We start from the raw sequence: 14274 nt of genomic DNA, 5'->3' as shown, positions 1-14274 counted from the left end.
TAGCTACTCCCTGGTCGCCACTCCCTGACCTGCGTCGAACCACCCACGAAACTGCCACACGGAACCCCAGGCATCCCGCATTCGTATCTCGCTCCATGCTCAATCTGGCAAAGCGCACCCTCGCACTCGCTCTAACCACCGTTATCTTCCCGCTCTTACCCTTTGCCCAATCCGTCCCCACCATCACCGCAGAAACCCATCTCATCGACACCACCATCAGCGTCCATGACGCCAAAGGCGGCCTCGTCCTCGACCTGGCCAAGGACGATATCTCCATCGTCGAAGACGGCATCCCGCAGACCATCCGCTTCTTCTCCCGCGCCGAGCAGCTCCCCCTCAGCATCGGCCTCATCATCGACTCCAGCGGCAGCCAGGAAAAGTTCCTCAAAGACCACGAGCGCGACATCGCCCAGTTCCTCCATCAGACCATGACTCCCGAGGACCGCGCTTTCGCCGTCTGCTTCGGCAACCACCTGCGCTTGGTCACCGACTGGACCAGCGGCTCACCAGCAGATCAGGCCACGATGATGGCCGCACTGCACAGTTACGACAAAGGCAACCACGACCAGCCCGAGATCGGCCCGAAAGAGGACCGCGAGCTCGGCACCGCGCTCAACGACGCCATCTACTATGCCACCGAGGAGAAGATGACCGGCATCCACCAGCGCCGCAAAGTCCTCGTCGTCTTCAGCGACGGCGAAGAAAACTCCAGCGAGCACGACCTCGTCGACACCATCGAAGCCGTCCAGAACGCCGACACTCTCGTCTACGCCATCCGCTATACCGAACTCAAGCACGGCAAAATGGATGCCCGCGACCGCTACGGCATGCGCGAGCTCGACCACCTTACAAACCAGGCCGGCGGCAAATCCTACGACTCACATGCCATGAAGGTCAGCGAAGCCTTCGCAGAAATATCGGGGGAATTAAGGTCGCTCTACGCCGTTGGCTATCACGCCACCAACCACGACCCAGACGGCACCTTCCGCAAGATCGTCGTCAAGAGCACGCGCCCAGGACTAGTCATCCGAGCCCGCTCCGGCTACTACGCTAAATAAGAATGTCTACCCACGCTCGTAATGAAAATGCAGCTCCTGCTCGCTCTGTACCGGCACACCATTCTTCATCGCCGGCGTGTAGGTCCATCCGCGCACGGTAGCGATCACCGTATCATCCACCGGCGAACCTAGCCCCTTCAGCAGCGTCAACTGAGCAATCTTCCCATGCTCATCAATCACCGCGTCCAGCACCACGTCGCCTCTGGTCCCATGCGGCAGCGCAGTCAGATCCGGCTTGGGATAAGGAAAGTACGTCTGCAGCGCAATGGTGATATCGCCCTCACCCAGTCCGCTCTGCGCCGCCAGCCCCAGCCCCTGCTGCGACTGCGTCTGCTGCGAAGCTTCCAACTGCTGCTTTTTCGGAGCCGGCGTCGGCACGGTTGCAGGCTTTGCCTTCGCTTCACTCTTCAGCGGAGCATCCGCATGAATCGGGTGATAGCTCCCCGGCGCATAAAACGTCAGCGCGGAAACACCCTGCGTCGTCCCCGGCAACTTGTAGGGCGCAATCACCGGCCCACTCCGCACCACTCCACCAATGATCAGCAGAATCAGGCAGCAGTGCAGCACCGCCGACACAAACTGTCCCTGATACCGCGAACCCATCGCTTTTAGCCGGGACCCAGTTGAGCGCATTAATCCTCCCTGCAAGACCTCAGGTACAAACCATCATAGGCCAACCGAAGTTTGAGAGATGACCCAGACGACTACCGCGAACCGTAGTTCTTATCAATCCACTTCAGATACTCGCCCGAAGTCACTTCCTGCACCCAAGCCTGGTTATCCAAATACCAGCGCACCGTCTTTCGCAGCCCGGTCGCAAAAGTCTCCTTCGGCTTCCATCCCAGCTCGCGCTCAGCCTTGGTCGCATTGATGGCATAGCGCCGGTCATGCCCTGGCCGGTCGGTCACGTACGTAAGCAACTGCGCATGCGGCACATGCGGCGAATCCGGCAGAAACTCATCCAGCAGCGCGCACAGCATCTTCACCGTGTCCAGATTCGCCTGCTCATTCCACCCGCCAATGTTATACGTCTGCCCCGGAACACCCTTTTCCAGCGCCACCCGCAGCGCGGCAGCATGGTCGCCCACATACAGCCAGTCGCGCACCTGCATCCCGTCGCCATAGATCGGCAGCGGCTTGCCATGAATCGCCTTATCCAGCACCAGCGGCAGCAGCTTCTCCGGGAATTGCAGCGGTCCGTAGTTATTCGAGCAGTTGGTAATGATCACCGGCAAGCCATAGCTTTTCATCCACGCCCGCGCCAGCAGGTCGCTCGACGCCTTGGAAGCAGCATAGGGCGAGTTCGGCTTGAACGGGAACGTCTCCTCAAACGGAGCATCCCCCGGCTTCAGCGAACCGAAAACCTCATCGGTGGAAACATGCAGGAAACGAAACTTCTTCTTATCCTCATCGTCCAGCTTGCCAAAGTATGTCCGCGCCGCCTCCAGCAGCACAAACGTCCCATTGATATTCGTCGCCAGAAACTCCCCCGGCCCCACCAGCGAACGGTCCACGTGGCTCTCGGCAGCAAGATGCACAATCGCCCGCGGCGCATACTTCTCCATCAGGCTGTCCACCAGCTCACGGTCCTGGATATCCCCGCGCACAAAGTGGTAGCCCGGCTTGTCCTTCACCGGTTCGAGATTATGCAGGTTGCCGGCATAGGTCAGCTTGTCCAGATTGACCAGCGGCGTGCCAACTTCGGTAAACCAATCGAGAACAAAGTGCGACCCGATAAACCCGGCGCCGCCAGTGACAAGGATGGGGGATTCGTTGGTAAGCATCTTGCTCCAAGTGTAATCGCCGCCTATCTGGATAGCGATACCAGAATGGTTGTAGGGATTGGAGGCGGAATTCTGTCTGGATACTGAAGAGCTATCGAAAGCGAAAAATCAAGGGCGCGAAGCGCCGATCAAAAGTGCGGAGCAAAAAAAACGGCCCCCGAACTCTCGGGGGCCAAGTTGCCTTGGTTCTCTCGTGTTGCGAGAGCTTGGTTGGCGGCCAAACGGCGGGGTTGCCGTCAGGCGCGGGCTAAAGCCTCGGGGCGTGGCTACAACCTTACGGTCGTGCCGCACCTGTCTGGGACGCATCTAACCGGGGGGTGGATCCGTCCTGGGCCGCCAAACTGTTTTCCATCAACCGAAGCTCGACATAGCTCGTGCGCACCGGCTTGGGCTTCGCACTGGCGTCTGTGTCGGCAGTCGCGACAGGGGCATTGCCCAGCGAAACTGCATGCATTCGGTAGACGGGAATCTGATGTTCGGTAACGAGGTAGCGCTTGACCGCCTCCGCGTACCGGGAAGAATTCTGGATGCCTACGCTGCCTGCTCCGGGAGCATGTGCTTCCACTTCGAGCAGGTAACCCTGGTGGCCGGAAAGGTTGGCAGCCATTTCATCAAGCTGCGCCTTGGCATCCTTCGAAAGAATCGCCGAACCGCCCTTGAAGGCCACTGTGACCGTGTTCTTCTCGGCGTAGTTGTCGAGACCGTTGACGGTGGTGTTCACCTTGTCGACCTTGCCGCTCGCCTGACCGGCGATCGTGCCAGCCTGCTGCGCCTGGGTCGTGGCAGCTGAAGCTACCTGGTTTGCCTGGTCCGCAGTCGACTGAGCCTTGTTGATGCCCGCCGTTGCGCGTCCGTCGACATCCTTGATGTCCTGCGCGTTTTTGGCGTTGACTTCGTCAAGCTCATTCAACTGACCCTTAATCGGGGTAATCCGATTGTTTACCCACTTCTTGCGGGCGAAGGGATTCACATGGCCCCAGAACCCTTCCTTCGGCGGCTCACTCAGTTTGTCGAGGTGACTCTGAGATTGGGGGGAGGGCTGATTCGCCGAAGGAGCTTGGGTGCTGGTGCCGTCGGTCGTCTGCTGAGCAGACGCCGAAGAAACGCATAACGCAGATGCCAGGGCGAAGAGTGCTGCCTGGCTGGAGAATAAATTCCGAATCGCAATCTTCGTCATTTTGGGGGTCTCCCTAATCGTCGTTAACTCGAAGACTTTGGCAATCTTTCGAGAAGAGTGGGTCATGCCCTCTCGCCGATCTATATTGCAACGGCCATGCCAAACTCTGTTTCAGTCGGGAGAATTTCGTAAACTATTGAAAATAATTACTTTAAATAGGATTCGGTTCTACCTTGAGCGCTTTTCAAGGAAACGATACCACTCAGCCCAATGTACTTTTTGCAACACGATGTAATTTTTACCGTGTAAGGCAGATGGGCTGTTTTTCGAAGTGCACCTATTTTGGTTCAACCTGCACAATCCGGATATCTGGCACCGCCCCAGCCCAATCCGGCACGATCGAATCGAACGCCAGACGGAAGTCTTCCTGGCCGCCGGCCTTCAGCGGGATCTGCGCCTGGGTCGCCGTATCGATATAGGGCTCGCGGGAGCGAATGACCAGCAGCGGCACGGTCTCGTTCTGCGCCACCTCCTGCGCCCCATTGCGAAACAGCACCTGGACCCGCACGCTGGTCAAAGTCTTCTCTCCATTGTTGGCGATGTGCCCATCTATATAGGTAACCTTGCTACCTGCCAGGTTGGACGACTCGCTCATTACCACGTTGGTCACCACGAGATTCGCAGCGTACGGATCGAGCGCCCCGTTGATCGGCGTCGCCGCCGGCGGTTTCGGCCTGCCATTCAGCAGGAATCCCGCCGCCACCATACCCAGCACCAGCACCAGTGCCACCACCAGCGGAACCCAGTTGCGATCCCTGGGCTCTGCGGCTTCCGTCCGTCCGCCAAATGGAGAATTCGCGCTCACACCGCAGATTCTACACCGCGCGTCTGAGCGGGGATCACAGCAAAGTTGCACCACAAATTGCTGCTAAGGGGATGGCAAACTTCCCTAAAGAATTAAGTTGATGGATGTTGGCAAATCCGTCGATACGTCCAGTACGTACTCAAAACAAATGCCCGTGAAAAGTACGCGGAATGAGCATCGTTTTGCCCTGCAGGCGAGTCATATCTGTGAGTAGGCCGTCACAAATTTTCTCCGGGAACCACATCCGTTCGTGGCCCGTATTACGCATTCATTCGTAGAAAAGGAAAGGAAGTCCGCGATGCAAGCCCACTGTCCCGAACAACCCGTCGCGGCCCTCGCAAGCGCCCATCCAGCAGAGAGAGAAAATCACGCTGGCCACATGCTCTACCAAGGGGCAATCGTGGTCGCGATCCTCGTCTTCCTGCTCAGCTTCTGGTCCTGCTAACAGCGCAAAGGCTGCTCAGCCGAATCTTGCTCGCCCCGCGCTCTGCCGGAAATCCGCACCCGTCATCTCCACACGGACACACATCTCAGCCAGCCGCGACCGCATCCGTTCGCCGATCCGGTCGCCAAGCGTCTCATCGCGCGTAGCCCGCTGCGTCGCCGTGCCACCCGACCCAACCGGCGGCTGATCCGCATAGTTGGTCGTAATGATCGTCGTTCGCTTATCGTTGTAGCGGGTATTCAGGATCAGCGCCACCGTGTCCCAAACCCAGTCCGTAGGCTTCTGCGCACCAAGCTCATCCAGCACCAGCACCTCAGCCTCAAACACCGGCTTCAGAACATCGAGTTCCGTCGAATTCACCTGCGCGTTGTAGCTGTGCTGAATCTGCTTCAGCAGCTCGCGATAGTCATAAAAGAGCGCCTTGACGCCCTTCTCCTCGATCAGCGCCAGCATCATCCCGACAGCCAGATGCGTCTTTCCCACCCCGATCGACCCGGTAATCAGCAATCCCTTTCCGTCGGTCTCGACCGGGTATGCCTCGACAAACTTCCGCGCCGTCAGATGTGCCTGCTTCATGGACCCATCGGCCCCGCGAAAGCCTGTCTCGTAGCTGTCCAGACTGCAATGCTGATACCGTTTCGGAATTCGCGCCGCGGCGATCCGATGTTCATTCCGCGCCGCCTGCTGGCAAACGCAAATCCGCGCCGCCCGGCCACCAGCCTCAGTGACCACCAGCACCATCCCCGCCCCGCCGCACTTCTCGCATTCCTCAGCCATCGCACCAACCCTACGTATCAAGACTAACGATTCCAGACTAGTCCACAATCCAGACCCGCGTTGCCAAGCAACGGCCTCTGCAAATGTGGATTACTCCATCCTCACAATCCCCGCAAAGCCCTGTTCCCTATTCCCTATTCCCTGTTCCCTGACCACCAACCACTAACCACTCAAATGCTAATCTTGCATGGCCATGCCCCAACTGCGAATCCTCTTCGGCAGCGCCGTCTTCCTCGCCTCGTTCCTCCTCTTCCTCGTCGAGCCCATGGCCGCCAAGCAGCTCCTGCCCATCTTCGGAGGCTCCGCCGCCGTCTGGATCACCTGCCTGGTCTTCTTCCAGACCGCCCTGCTCGCCGCCTACGCCTACGCCCACTGGCTAGCAATGAATCCGCGCCCCATCACGGCCAAATTCCAGCAAGGCCTGCTGATCCTCGCCTCAGCAGTCGCCATCGTCTACGCAATCCACACCCCCAGCCAGAACCAAACCAGCGACAGCCCCGTCCTCGCCATCTTCGCCGCGCTCAGCGTCTCCATCGGCCTGCCGTTCCTCATGCTCGGAGCCACCAGCCCGCTCCTCCAGTCCTGGCTGGCCCGCATTGGCAACGGCGAGATCCCCTACCGCCTTTACGCCCTCTCGAACCTCGCCTCACTCCTCGCGTTGGCCCTCTATCCCACCGTAATCGAGCCATACTTTCCACTGAAAATCCAGCGCATCGCCTGGGCCGCGGCATTCGCAGTCTTCGCCATCCTCTGCATCCTCCTAACCCGGAAAGCCGGACTCGCCCCAGCCCAGCTATCTCAGCCGGAAGCCGAACTCCCCGCCGCCCCCCGCATTCACAAGCTCCTCTGGCTCCTGCTCCCCATGGGCGCAGCCATGCAGCTAAGCGCCGTCACCACCTACATCACCGCAAACATCGCCCCCATTCCCCTGCTTTGGATCCTCCCGCTCGCGGTCTACCTCATCACCCTCATTCTCGCCTTTGAATATCCCCGACTTGCCCCCAGATGGCTCATCACCCGCCTGCTCGCCGTCATGCTCGCCAGCCTCGGCTATATGCTCATGCAGGTCGACGTCACCCTGCCCATCCGTATCGGCATTAGCTTCTTTCTCGCTGAACTCTTCCTCGCCTGCCTCTTCTGCCATAGCGAAGCCTACGCGCTCCGCCCCCAGCGCCCGTCCGAATCGACGCTCTTCTACCTGCTCTTCGCCGCCGGCGGGGCACTCGGATCGTTCCTGATCGGCATCGCTTCCCCGCTCATCTTCCGCTTCAACCTCGACCTGGCCCTGGCCTTCTTCGTCACCGCCGCCCTCGCCGCCCTGCTGAGCTTCTTCGCCTGGCGCGCCAACTGGGGCGTCCGCCTGCTCTGGTCTGCCGCCACCATCCTCATGCTCGGCTTCACCGTCCTCATCCACACCGCCTACGAACACAACACCCCTGTCGCCATCCGCAACTTCTACGGCGCGCTCCGCGTGAAAGAAACCCTCGGCTACCCCGCCGGCGCCACCCAGCGCGTCCTCTCCAACGGCAACATCCAGCACGGAACGCAGATTTTCTCGCCCGAACTCCGCACCGTCCCCACCACCTACTACGCGCCCGACTCCGGCATCGGCCTCGCCATCAACAACTGCTGCGCAGGTAAAAAGGCTCGCAACATCGGCGTCATCGGCCTCGGCGCCGGAACCATCGCCGCCTACGCCCAGTCCGGCGACCGTTTCCGCTTCTACGAGATCAACCCCGACGTCATCCCCATCGCGCAGAACATCTTCACCTACATCCGCGAAGGCCAGGCCCGCGGCGCGCAGATCGAGATCACCACCGGCGACGCCCGCACCGCCCTCACCCAGCAACTCGCCGCCACCGGCCCCGCCAATTTCGACGTCCTCGCCGTAGACGCCTTCTCCGGCGACGCCATCCCGCTCCACCTTCTCACCACGGAAGCCATCACCCTCTACAAAAAGCACCTCGCCCCCGGCGGCGTCCTCGCCTTCCACATCTCCAATCAGCACGTAGAGCTCGAACCAGAAATCACCAAGCTAGCCCGCGCCGCCAACCTGCAGGCGGTCGTGGTCAACAGCCGCATCAACGAAGAGCGCGGCGAATTCTCCGCCACCTGGATGCTCCTGAGCGACAACCCAGCCTTCTTCCAGCAGCCGGCAGTCTTCAACCACAGCCACCCGCCCAAGCTCTCCCCGAAAATGGAAGCCACCGTCCGCCCCTGGACCGACGACTACTCCAGCCTCCTGCCCATCCTCCGCTGGTGACCGGCTGCTACAGTGAATCCCATGGATAGCCAGCCCGCATCCGCCCAGCACGACAAAACGACCATCCTCAGCATGGCCGTCCTCGCCGAAATCCTCGCCACGCAACTCCACGAGGGACTCGGCCACGGAGTAACCGCCTGGCTCCGCGGCGACATCGTCACCGACCTCACCAGCAACCACCTCTCCGCCATGATCCCCGACCGTCTCGTCGACGCCGGCGGTACCATCGTCAACTGCATCGCTGCCCTCATCGCCTTGCTGGCCATGCGCACCCTCGCCAAGAGCTCCAACACCCGCTACTTCCTCTGGCTGCTGGCCGCGCTCAATCTGCTCCCCGCCGCCGGCTACTTCATGCTCTCCGGCATCTTCGACTTCGGCGACTGGGCCGAAGTCATCCGCGGCTGGCCCCATTCGACAGCGCTCCACATCGGCATGGCCCTCATAGGAGCCGCCGCCACCATCCTCTTCGTGCGCCTGCTGGCCATCTCCATCCAGCCCTTCGCACCCAAGGGCAAAACCTACAACACGGTAGGCCGCCTCCCCTACTACGCCGCCGGCATCTTCAGCTGCCTCGCCGGAGCGCTCGACCCGCTAGGCCTGAAATTGCTCCTGATTTCCACCATCCCAGCAGCCTTCGGCGGCTCCTCCGGCCTGTTATGGGCAGACTCTTTCATCCCCAAAACCTCCGCTGACTCCAGCGAGCCAAAGGAAATCATCCAGAAACAACCAGCTTGGTGGATCGTAGCGATCATTCTGGGCAGTGCCTACATCTGGTTCCTCGGCCGAGGCATCCACTTCACCCACTAACCGCCCGTCCTATTCCCTATTCCCTGATCCCTGTTCCCTGCCCTTTGAATCCAATTGCCACCAAACCGAATCCAAGGTAAACTAAGACGATTGCAGGAAAGGTCCACCAAAGTCATGCCAAAGCCAGGAATTCACCCCACGTACGAAACAGTTCAGGTTTACTGCTCGTGCGGAAACTCCTTCGATACCCGCTCTACCCACAAGGGAAAGATCGGCGTTGAAATCTGCTCCAACTGCCACCCGTTCTTCACCGGCAAACAGCGCCTGGTGGACACGGCAGGCCGCGTCGAGCGCTTCCGCCGCAAGTACGCCGAAAAGGCCACCCCCGCAGCGAAGTAACTCCAACCGCAGCGGACCAATAAGGCCTTCGCCCTGGCGAGGGCCTTGTCGTTTCCGCTGAAAGCGAGTGTGAGTGCGAGAGGCAGGTTGTTCCGCACGCACAACTCTCGCGACCTCAACAAGTTCGCTTTTCACACTCACACTCCACACTCACACTAGGCACCTATGAGCGGCAAAGGCTTCACCATGAAGAAGGACTGGGACAACCCCCTCGAACACGCGATGCCCGAAGAGGCCCGCGTCCCCGCGTCTTTCTCAATCAGCGGAGTTCCCGTCGCTCCCGCGACAGTCCTCGCCCCCATGGTCGGCGTCACAGACACAGTCTTCCGCCGCTTCATCCGCAACGCCAGCCAGTTCACCAACTCGCAATCAAGCAACGAATCCGGTCTTAAGGTAGGCCGGGGCTTCAGCCCCGGCACCAACGGCGCAGAAAAAGAAGGGGCTTTAGCCCCTGAGGTACGTTTTTCAAACGAAGTCGAAGCCGAGGTAACCAACCAGCAATCCGGCTGCGGCCTCCTCATGACGGAGTTCACCTCCGCCGACGGCCTCTCCCGCATGCGCGAATCCAAGCGCAAGCGCTACCTCACCTTCTACGAAGACGAACACCCCATCGCCGCACAGATCTTCGGCTCGAACGCCGAAACCCTCGCCGACGCCGCCCGCATCGTCCAGGACACTGGCTTCGACACCGTCGACCTCAACCTTGGCTGCCCCGCCAAGCGCGTCGTCGGCTGCAACGGCGGCTCCGGCCTCCTGCGCGACCTGCCCAAGATCGGTCACATCTTCAAGGAAATCCGCAAGTCCGTCACCATCCCCTTCACCGTTAAGTTCCGCCTCGGCTGGAACGACTCCAGCATCGTCTGTGTCGAACTCGCACGCATGGCTCAGGAAGAAGGTCTCTGCGCCGTCGCCCTCCACGCCCGCACCCGCGAGCAGGGATACACTGGCCAGGCCCGCTGGGAATGGATCGCCGCGGTCAAGGACGCCGTCCAGATCCCCGTCATCGGCAACGGCGACATCCGCACCCCGGAAGACGCCGCCGCCATGGTCGCCCAGACCAATTGCGATGCGGTGATGATCGGCCGCGCCGCCCCGTCAAATCCCTGGATCTTCCGCCAGATCGCCGAGTACACCGCCACCGGCCACTACACCAAGCCGACCGAGCTCGACCGCTACCGCATGATCCGCACCTACTTCCAGATGCTCCTCGACGAAGCCGAAGCCACGTCAGAGCTGCCCCGCGCCCAGCGCCACGGCGAAACCAGCGGCAAGATGAAGCAGTTCGCCAGCTGGTTCACCCACGGCGTACCCGGCGGCAGCAAACTCCGCCAGCAAATCTTCCAGTCCAAAACGGGCAGCGCCGTCCTGGCAGCAGTAGACCAATTCTTCGAAGCGCGCCTAAACGCCCCCGCGAGCGAAATGCAGCCCGAAGAGCCAGAGTTAGCCACGTTCCCGGAAGAAGCCCTGGCCTGCAGCGACTAAATTCCGCGAATTTCGAGAAATCAGAAACACAACGCCCCACACCTCGACCGAGATGTGGGGCAAAATTTTGTGCGCAGCACGAAGGCGGAGAGAGCAGCGATCTTCAGGCCCCTGAATCCGATATCAAGGAAAATGGGCCTTCAGCCCCGGGCCCTTCCACCGAACGCTATTTCACCAGCTCCGCCAAAACCTCAACCTCTTCCCTCTTCAAGCCGCCCGGTACATCCATCGCCCCAATCACCAGCGCCTTCCCCGGCGTCAGCATCGTCACCTGTTCCAGCGTAGTCTGCCGGATCGTCGGATCTGGAGCCCCCGGCTTCTCATCCGCCACCGAAGACTGTTCTATCTTCGTCTTCAACCGCAAGCCCTCTGCTCCCCCATCCAGCGAAGAGTCAATATTCAACCCCACGTCGATATACTGCACCTGAGTGTTGGTGGAAGCATTCTCAGCCGTGGAACCGGTAACAATCGGCACCTTCGTCCCCTGCTTCAGCACACCCTTTTCGCCCACGGCCACTACCAGCGAATAGTGCTGCGCAGCGCCCTTCTTGCCGCCGTCCACGTCGGTAATGGAATACGTCAGGCGATACGTCTTCTTAGCCACATCCAACTCGGCAACTAACTTATGCGCCAGCGCAAGATCCTCGCCGCTGGCCTTGATCGAAATCGCATGCTGCATCGGCAGGCCATAGATCCGAGCATTCGGAAGTACATTGCGCAGATCCGTCTGCACATCGTTCAAATCGTTATTCGTCGTCAGATGTGTCAGGTACAAAGTCTCATAAGTCGTCGGCTTTGGAGCAGGCTTGGCGTCTCCAGACGCCGACTGCGCCACCGCTGGAGCAGCCAACATCGCACCACAAACCGTAAGTCCAGCAAACAAGCGCAGAGCAGACCACATTTCCTTTTGCAATTGAATTCCGTTCATCGAGAGCCTCGCAGAAGTTAGACATAAAGCCGCCGCACGCCATCCATTCAGCGCCAATCGCAGCTTCTATCTCACAAGACGCCAGCATCCCCTAACCGCTCAAAGATTCTAGTATCGCCACGCAGCACAGGTCTTCAGCCTTCCCGAACTACATCGCCGTCAACCTCATCATAAGAGGCAATAGGCAAATCTCCCGGCACTTCATAGGCGATCAGCGCAAGCACGATGAACAGCAACACATAAGGCACAGCAGCGATCAGTGACGATACAGCCTGGATCACGATTACCTCGGCATACGACATCGCTTGCGCGGTCATTGCTGTCGCCATTCGCGACGTACACCATCCAACAGCTCCGGCAACAGCCACACTCAACACCGCCAATAACTGTGCTCGCCGCATGGCTTGTCGGCCGATGGTTCTCACCCCTGGAGCTATCAACCATTGCATTGCAATAGGCACCGCGAAATAAGCTGGAGCCATCTCCAGAAGTACGCCAGCAAGATAACCCCAAACTCGCGCAGACACTGGGGTGCTCATTGGATATTTAACAAAGACCAGACTCAATGGCCCGAGAGTAAGGGAAGCGAGCACTACCAGCCCGAATATCTTTCCCGTAAGCACCACAACTCCCCGTGGCGATCGCCACCGTGATTTGCCCTCAATCAATGCTGAATCGTCCGCTGTAGCAAATCTTCCGCGCACCATCTGCGCCGTCATACCAAGAGCGACGCAGTAAAGCAGGATACAAAGAAACTGCGCGATCCAGAATGTCGCTCCAGAGAGAAGTGCAATACGTGGAAGCGATTCTGATGCCGGAGTCAGCAAAGTTGAATCGCCACCGAAAACAGAGTGTGGGCGCAGAGCCTCAACAATGGAGCGAGCGACAACCTTCTGCAGCGTCCGCAAAGCAAATGTCGCAATATCCGCCGCCAGCACCGGCACCCAAAGCACCGGATACTGCCAGAAAAGAAACGACGCTCTACTAAAGAGTTTGCTCATGGCGATAAGGGTTTAAGTACTCCGAATCATAGAACGACGAATCGGGTAAGAGCTTAAGGTTTCGCGAGGATTTCTAAAGCCAAATACATTTTTGTGCTAACCTCCGATTCATACGGCCCGCTTCCGAAGCACTCGCTCGAAGGAGCACGATCCCAATGCGATCCTTCACCATCGTCATTGCCGCGTTAACCATCGCCACCGCCGCTCTCGCCGCAACGCACCCGCGGACAGATACGTCTTCGGCTAAATTAGCCGCGCAGAGTTGGGACCCCGCCGCGGCGGCCAAGTACCTCGACAGCCGTCAGGTCTGGTGGCAGGAATGGCCCCACGCCCAGAAGGACCACGGCACCATGTGCGTCTCCTGCCACACGCAGGTGCCCTACGCGCTCGCCCGCCCAGCCCTGCGCAAGTCCCTCGGCGAACAGGCTATCTCCGACCCGGAACGCGCCATGCTCGACAGCATCCTCAAGCGCGTAAGCCTCGGCAACGAAGCCACTACCTTCTACACTGACGCCGAGCACGGCCCAGGCAAAACCCACGAAGCCCGCAACGCCGAGTCCGTCAACAACGCCATCATCCTGGCCAGCTATGACGCCGCAGCGGGCCATCTGCAGCCATCCACCCGCACCGCATTTGATCAGATGTGGGTCCAGCAGGAGCAGTCCGGCCCAGGAAACGAGAAGGTCGCCGGCGCCTGGATCTGGCAGAACTTCCACTTCTCCCCCTGGGAAGCCCCCGAGAGCGAATACTACGGCGCAGCGCAGGCCGCAGTCGCCGTCGGCATTGCGCCCGACAATTACGCTGCCGACCCCAAAATCCAGCCCAATCTCGCCCTGCTCAAAAACTACCTCCGCCGCGAAGCTCCAAATCAGCCGATCATCAACCGGGTCGCACTCCTCTGGGCCTCCGCAAATCTCCCCGGTTTAATGACCGATCCCGAGCGCAAAGCCCTCGCCGCGGAACTCGCCAGCAAGCAGCACCCCGACGGCGGCTGGAGCCTGACTGAGCTCGGAGAAGGAACCTGGAAGCGCCACGACAAAACTCCCTTCGACCTTCGCAGCGACGGCTACGCCACCGGACTGATCGTTCTGGCCCTCGAAGAAAACGGCATGGCCAAATCGCCCGAATCGCAAAAAGGCCTGGCATGGATCGTGGCCAACCAGAGCAAGGCTGACGGCCTCTGGCCAGCCTGGTCGGTCAACATTCAGCGCGACCCCAGCACAGGCGTCGGGAAATTCATGAGCGACGCGGCCACTGGCTTCTCCGTCCTGGCGCTGGAACATCAGTCAAAGTAGCCCGTAACCATCAGCCACGAATCTTCCGGCAGGGCAAGACGTAAATCGCCGCAAAACCCTCTCACGGATTGCGCACTGTCGTGCACGCATTGCGCTGCATCACAACGCGTATT

General features: G+C 59.9%; 14 protein-coding genes. 7 read left to right on the top strand and 7 right to left on the bottom strand.

Annotated elements, in window-relative coordinates; translation table 11 throughout:
• Positions 1 to 95: 95 nt before the first annotated feature.
• Positions 96 to 1058, top strand: coding sequence for a VWA domain-containing protein (locus AC5S27_RS02395; protein ID WP_493932986.1), 963 nt, complete (start codon positions 96 to 98; stop codon positions 1056 to 1058).
• A gap of 6 nt (positions 1059 to 1064) precedes the next feature.
• Here the strand turns inward: AC5S27_RS02395 and AC5S27_RS02390 are convergent, their stop codons facing one another.
• The 4 genes from AC5S27_RS02390 to AC5S27_RS02375 all read right to left on the bottom strand — a co-directional run bounded on the left by AC5S27_RS02390 (position 1065) and on the right by AC5S27_RS02375 (position 4824).
• On the bottom strand, positions 1065 to 1691 hold the full coding sequence (locus AC5S27_RS02390) for an energy transducer TonB (protein ID WP_493932985.1): 627 nt from the start codon (positions 1689 to 1691) through the stop codon (positions 1065 to 1067).
• A 71-nt stretch (positions 1692 to 1762) separates the two neighbouring features.
• Positions 1763 to 2842 carry a dTDP-glucose 4,6-dehydratase gene (rfbB, locus tag AC5S27_RS02385; protein WP_493932984.1) on the bottom strand — a complete coding sequence of 360 codons (1080 nt, stop codon included), beginning with the start codon at positions 2840 to 2842 and terminating at the stop codon, positions 1763 to 1765.
• Between the two features lie 274 nt (positions 2843 to 3116).
• Positions 3117 to 4019: an OmpA family protein gene (locus AC5S27_RS02380; protein ID WP_493932983.1), complete on the bottom strand. Its 903-nt coding sequence runs from the start codon at positions 4017 to 4019 to the stop codon at positions 3117 to 3119.
• 277 nt (positions 4020 to 4296) lie between these two features.
• A complete protein-coding gene (locus tag AC5S27_RS02375) occupies positions 4297 to 4824 on the bottom strand; it encodes a DUF2393 family protein (protein ID WP_493932982.1) in 528 nt (175 codons plus the stop codon).
• 298 nt (positions 4825 to 5122) lie between these two features.
• Here AC5S27_RS02375 and AC5S27_RS02370 point away from each other — a divergent pair, with 298 nt between their 5' ends.
• Complete coding sequence (locus AC5S27_RS02370) at positions 5123 to 5269, top strand: hypothetical protein (protein ID WP_493932981.1); 147 nt, start codon at positions 5123 to 5125, stop codon at positions 5267 to 5269.
• Between the two features lie 15 nt (positions 5270 to 5284).
• Here AC5S27_RS02370 and AC5S27_RS02365 read toward each other — a convergent pair whose 3' ends face one another.
• Positions 5285 to 6046, bottom strand: coding sequence for an ATP-binding protein (locus tag AC5S27_RS02365; protein WP_493932980.1), 762 nt, complete (start codon positions 6044 to 6046; stop codon positions 5285 to 5287).
• Between the two features lie 193 nt (positions 6047 to 6239).
• Here AC5S27_RS02365 and AC5S27_RS02360 point away from each other — a divergent pair, with 193 nt between their 5' ends.
• The 4 genes from AC5S27_RS02360 (at position 6240) to AC5S27_RS02345 (ending at position 10937) form a co-directional block, all read left to right on the top strand.
• Positions 6240 to 8309: a fused MFS/spermidine synthase gene (locus AC5S27_RS02360; RefSeq protein WP_493932979.1), complete on the top strand. Its 2070-nt coding sequence runs from the start codon at positions 6240 to 6242 to the stop codon at positions 8307 to 8309.
• A 21-nt stretch (positions 8310 to 8330) separates the two neighbouring features.
• Positions 8331 to 9116, top strand: a complete 786-nt coding sequence (locus AC5S27_RS02355; protein ID WP_493932978.1) for a hypothetical protein — start codon at positions 8331 to 8333, stop codon at positions 9114 to 9116.
• Positions 9117 to 9230: 114 nt separating this feature from the next.
• Positions 9231 to 9455 (top strand): 50S ribosomal protein L31, encoded by a 225-nt coding sequence (gene rpmE, locus AC5S27_RS02350; protein WP_493932977.1) that lies wholly within the window; start codon positions 9231 to 9233, stop codon positions 9453 to 9455.
• A 186-nt stretch (positions 9456 to 9641) separates the two neighbouring features.
• Positions 9642 to 10937, top strand: coding sequence for a tRNA dihydrouridine synthase (locus AC5S27_RS02345; RefSeq protein WP_493937256.1), 1296 nt, complete (start codon positions 9642 to 9644; stop codon positions 10935 to 10937).
• 166 nt (positions 10938 to 11103) lie between these two features.
• Here the strand turns inward: AC5S27_RS02345 and AC5S27_RS02340 are convergent, their stop codons facing one another.
• Both AC5S27_RS02340 and AC5S27_RS02335 read right to left on the bottom strand, forming a co-directional pair.
• Positions 11104 to 11865 carry a secretin GspD/PilQ domain-containing protein gene (locus AC5S27_RS02340; protein WP_493932976.1) on the bottom strand — a complete coding sequence of 254 codons (762 nt, stop codon included), beginning with the start codon at positions 11863 to 11865 and terminating at the stop codon, positions 11104 to 11106.
• A gap of 134 nt (positions 11866 to 11999) precedes the next feature.
• Positions 12000 to 12866, bottom strand: a complete 867-nt coding sequence (locus AC5S27_RS02335; protein WP_493932975.1) for a hypothetical protein — start codon at positions 12864 to 12866, stop codon at positions 12000 to 12002.
• Between the two features lie 155 nt (positions 12867 to 13021).
• Here AC5S27_RS02335 and AC5S27_RS02330 point away from each other — a divergent pair, with 155 nt between their 5' ends.
• Complete coding sequence (locus tag AC5S27_RS02330) at positions 13022 to 14161, top strand: hypothetical protein (protein WP_493932974.1); 1140 nt, start codon at positions 13022 to 13024, stop codon at positions 14159 to 14161.
• Positions 14162 to 14274 lie beyond the last annotated feature (113 nt).

This window comes from Acidicapsa borealis, assembly GCF_059115245.1.
This window is presented reverse-complemented; position numbering and strand designations above follow the sequence as displayed.

Coding starts and splice junctions, on each gene's coding strand:
- AC5S27_RS02395 (WP_493932986.1), top strand. CDS start 96: ATGCTCAATCTGGCAAAGCGCACCCTCGCACTCGCTCTAACCACCGTT.
- AC5S27_RS02390 (WP_493932985.1), bottom strand. CDS start 1,691: ATGCGCTCAACTGGGTCCCGGCTAAAAGCGATGGGTTCGCGGTATCAG.
- rfbB (WP_493932984.1), bottom strand. CDS start 2,842: ATGCTTACCAACGAATCCCCCATCCTTGTCACTGGCGGCGCCGGGTTT.
- AC5S27_RS02380 (WP_493932983.1), bottom strand. CDS start 4,019: ATGACGAAGATTGCGATTCGGAATTTATTCTCCAGCCAGGCAGCACTC.
- AC5S27_RS02370 (WP_493932981.1), top strand. CDS start 5,123: ATGCAAGCCCACTGTCCCGAACAACCCGTCGCGGCCCTCGCAAGCGCC.
- AC5S27_RS02365 (WP_493932980.1), bottom strand. CDS start 6,046: ATGGCTGAGGAATGCGAGAAGTGCGGCGGGGCGGGGATGGTGCTGGTG.
- AC5S27_RS02360 (WP_493932979.1), top strand. CDS start 6,240: ATGCCCCAACTGCGAATCCTCTTCGGCAGCGCCGTCTTCCTCGCCTCG.
- AC5S27_RS02355 (WP_493932978.1), top strand. CDS start 8,331: ATGGATAGCCAGCCCGCATCCGCCCAGCACGACAAAACGACCATCCTC.
- rpmE (WP_493932977.1), top strand. CDS start 9,231: ATGCCAAAGCCAGGAATTCACCCCACGTACGAAACAGTTCAGGTTTAC.
- AC5S27_RS02345 (WP_493937256.1), top strand. CDS start 9,642: ATGAAGAAGGACTGGGACAACCCCCTCGAACACGCGATGCCCGAAGAG.
- AC5S27_RS02340 (WP_493932976.1), bottom strand. CDS start 11,865: ATGAACGGAATTCAATTGCAAAAGGAAATGTGGTCTGCTCTGCGCTTG.
- AC5S27_RS02335 (WP_493932975.1), bottom strand. CDS start 12,866: ATGAGCAAACTCTTTAGTAGAGCGTCGTTTCTTTTCTGGCAGTATCCG.
- AC5S27_RS02330 (WP_493932974.1), top strand. CDS start 13,022: ATGCGATCCTTCACCATCGTCATTGCCGCGTTAACCATCGCCACCGCC.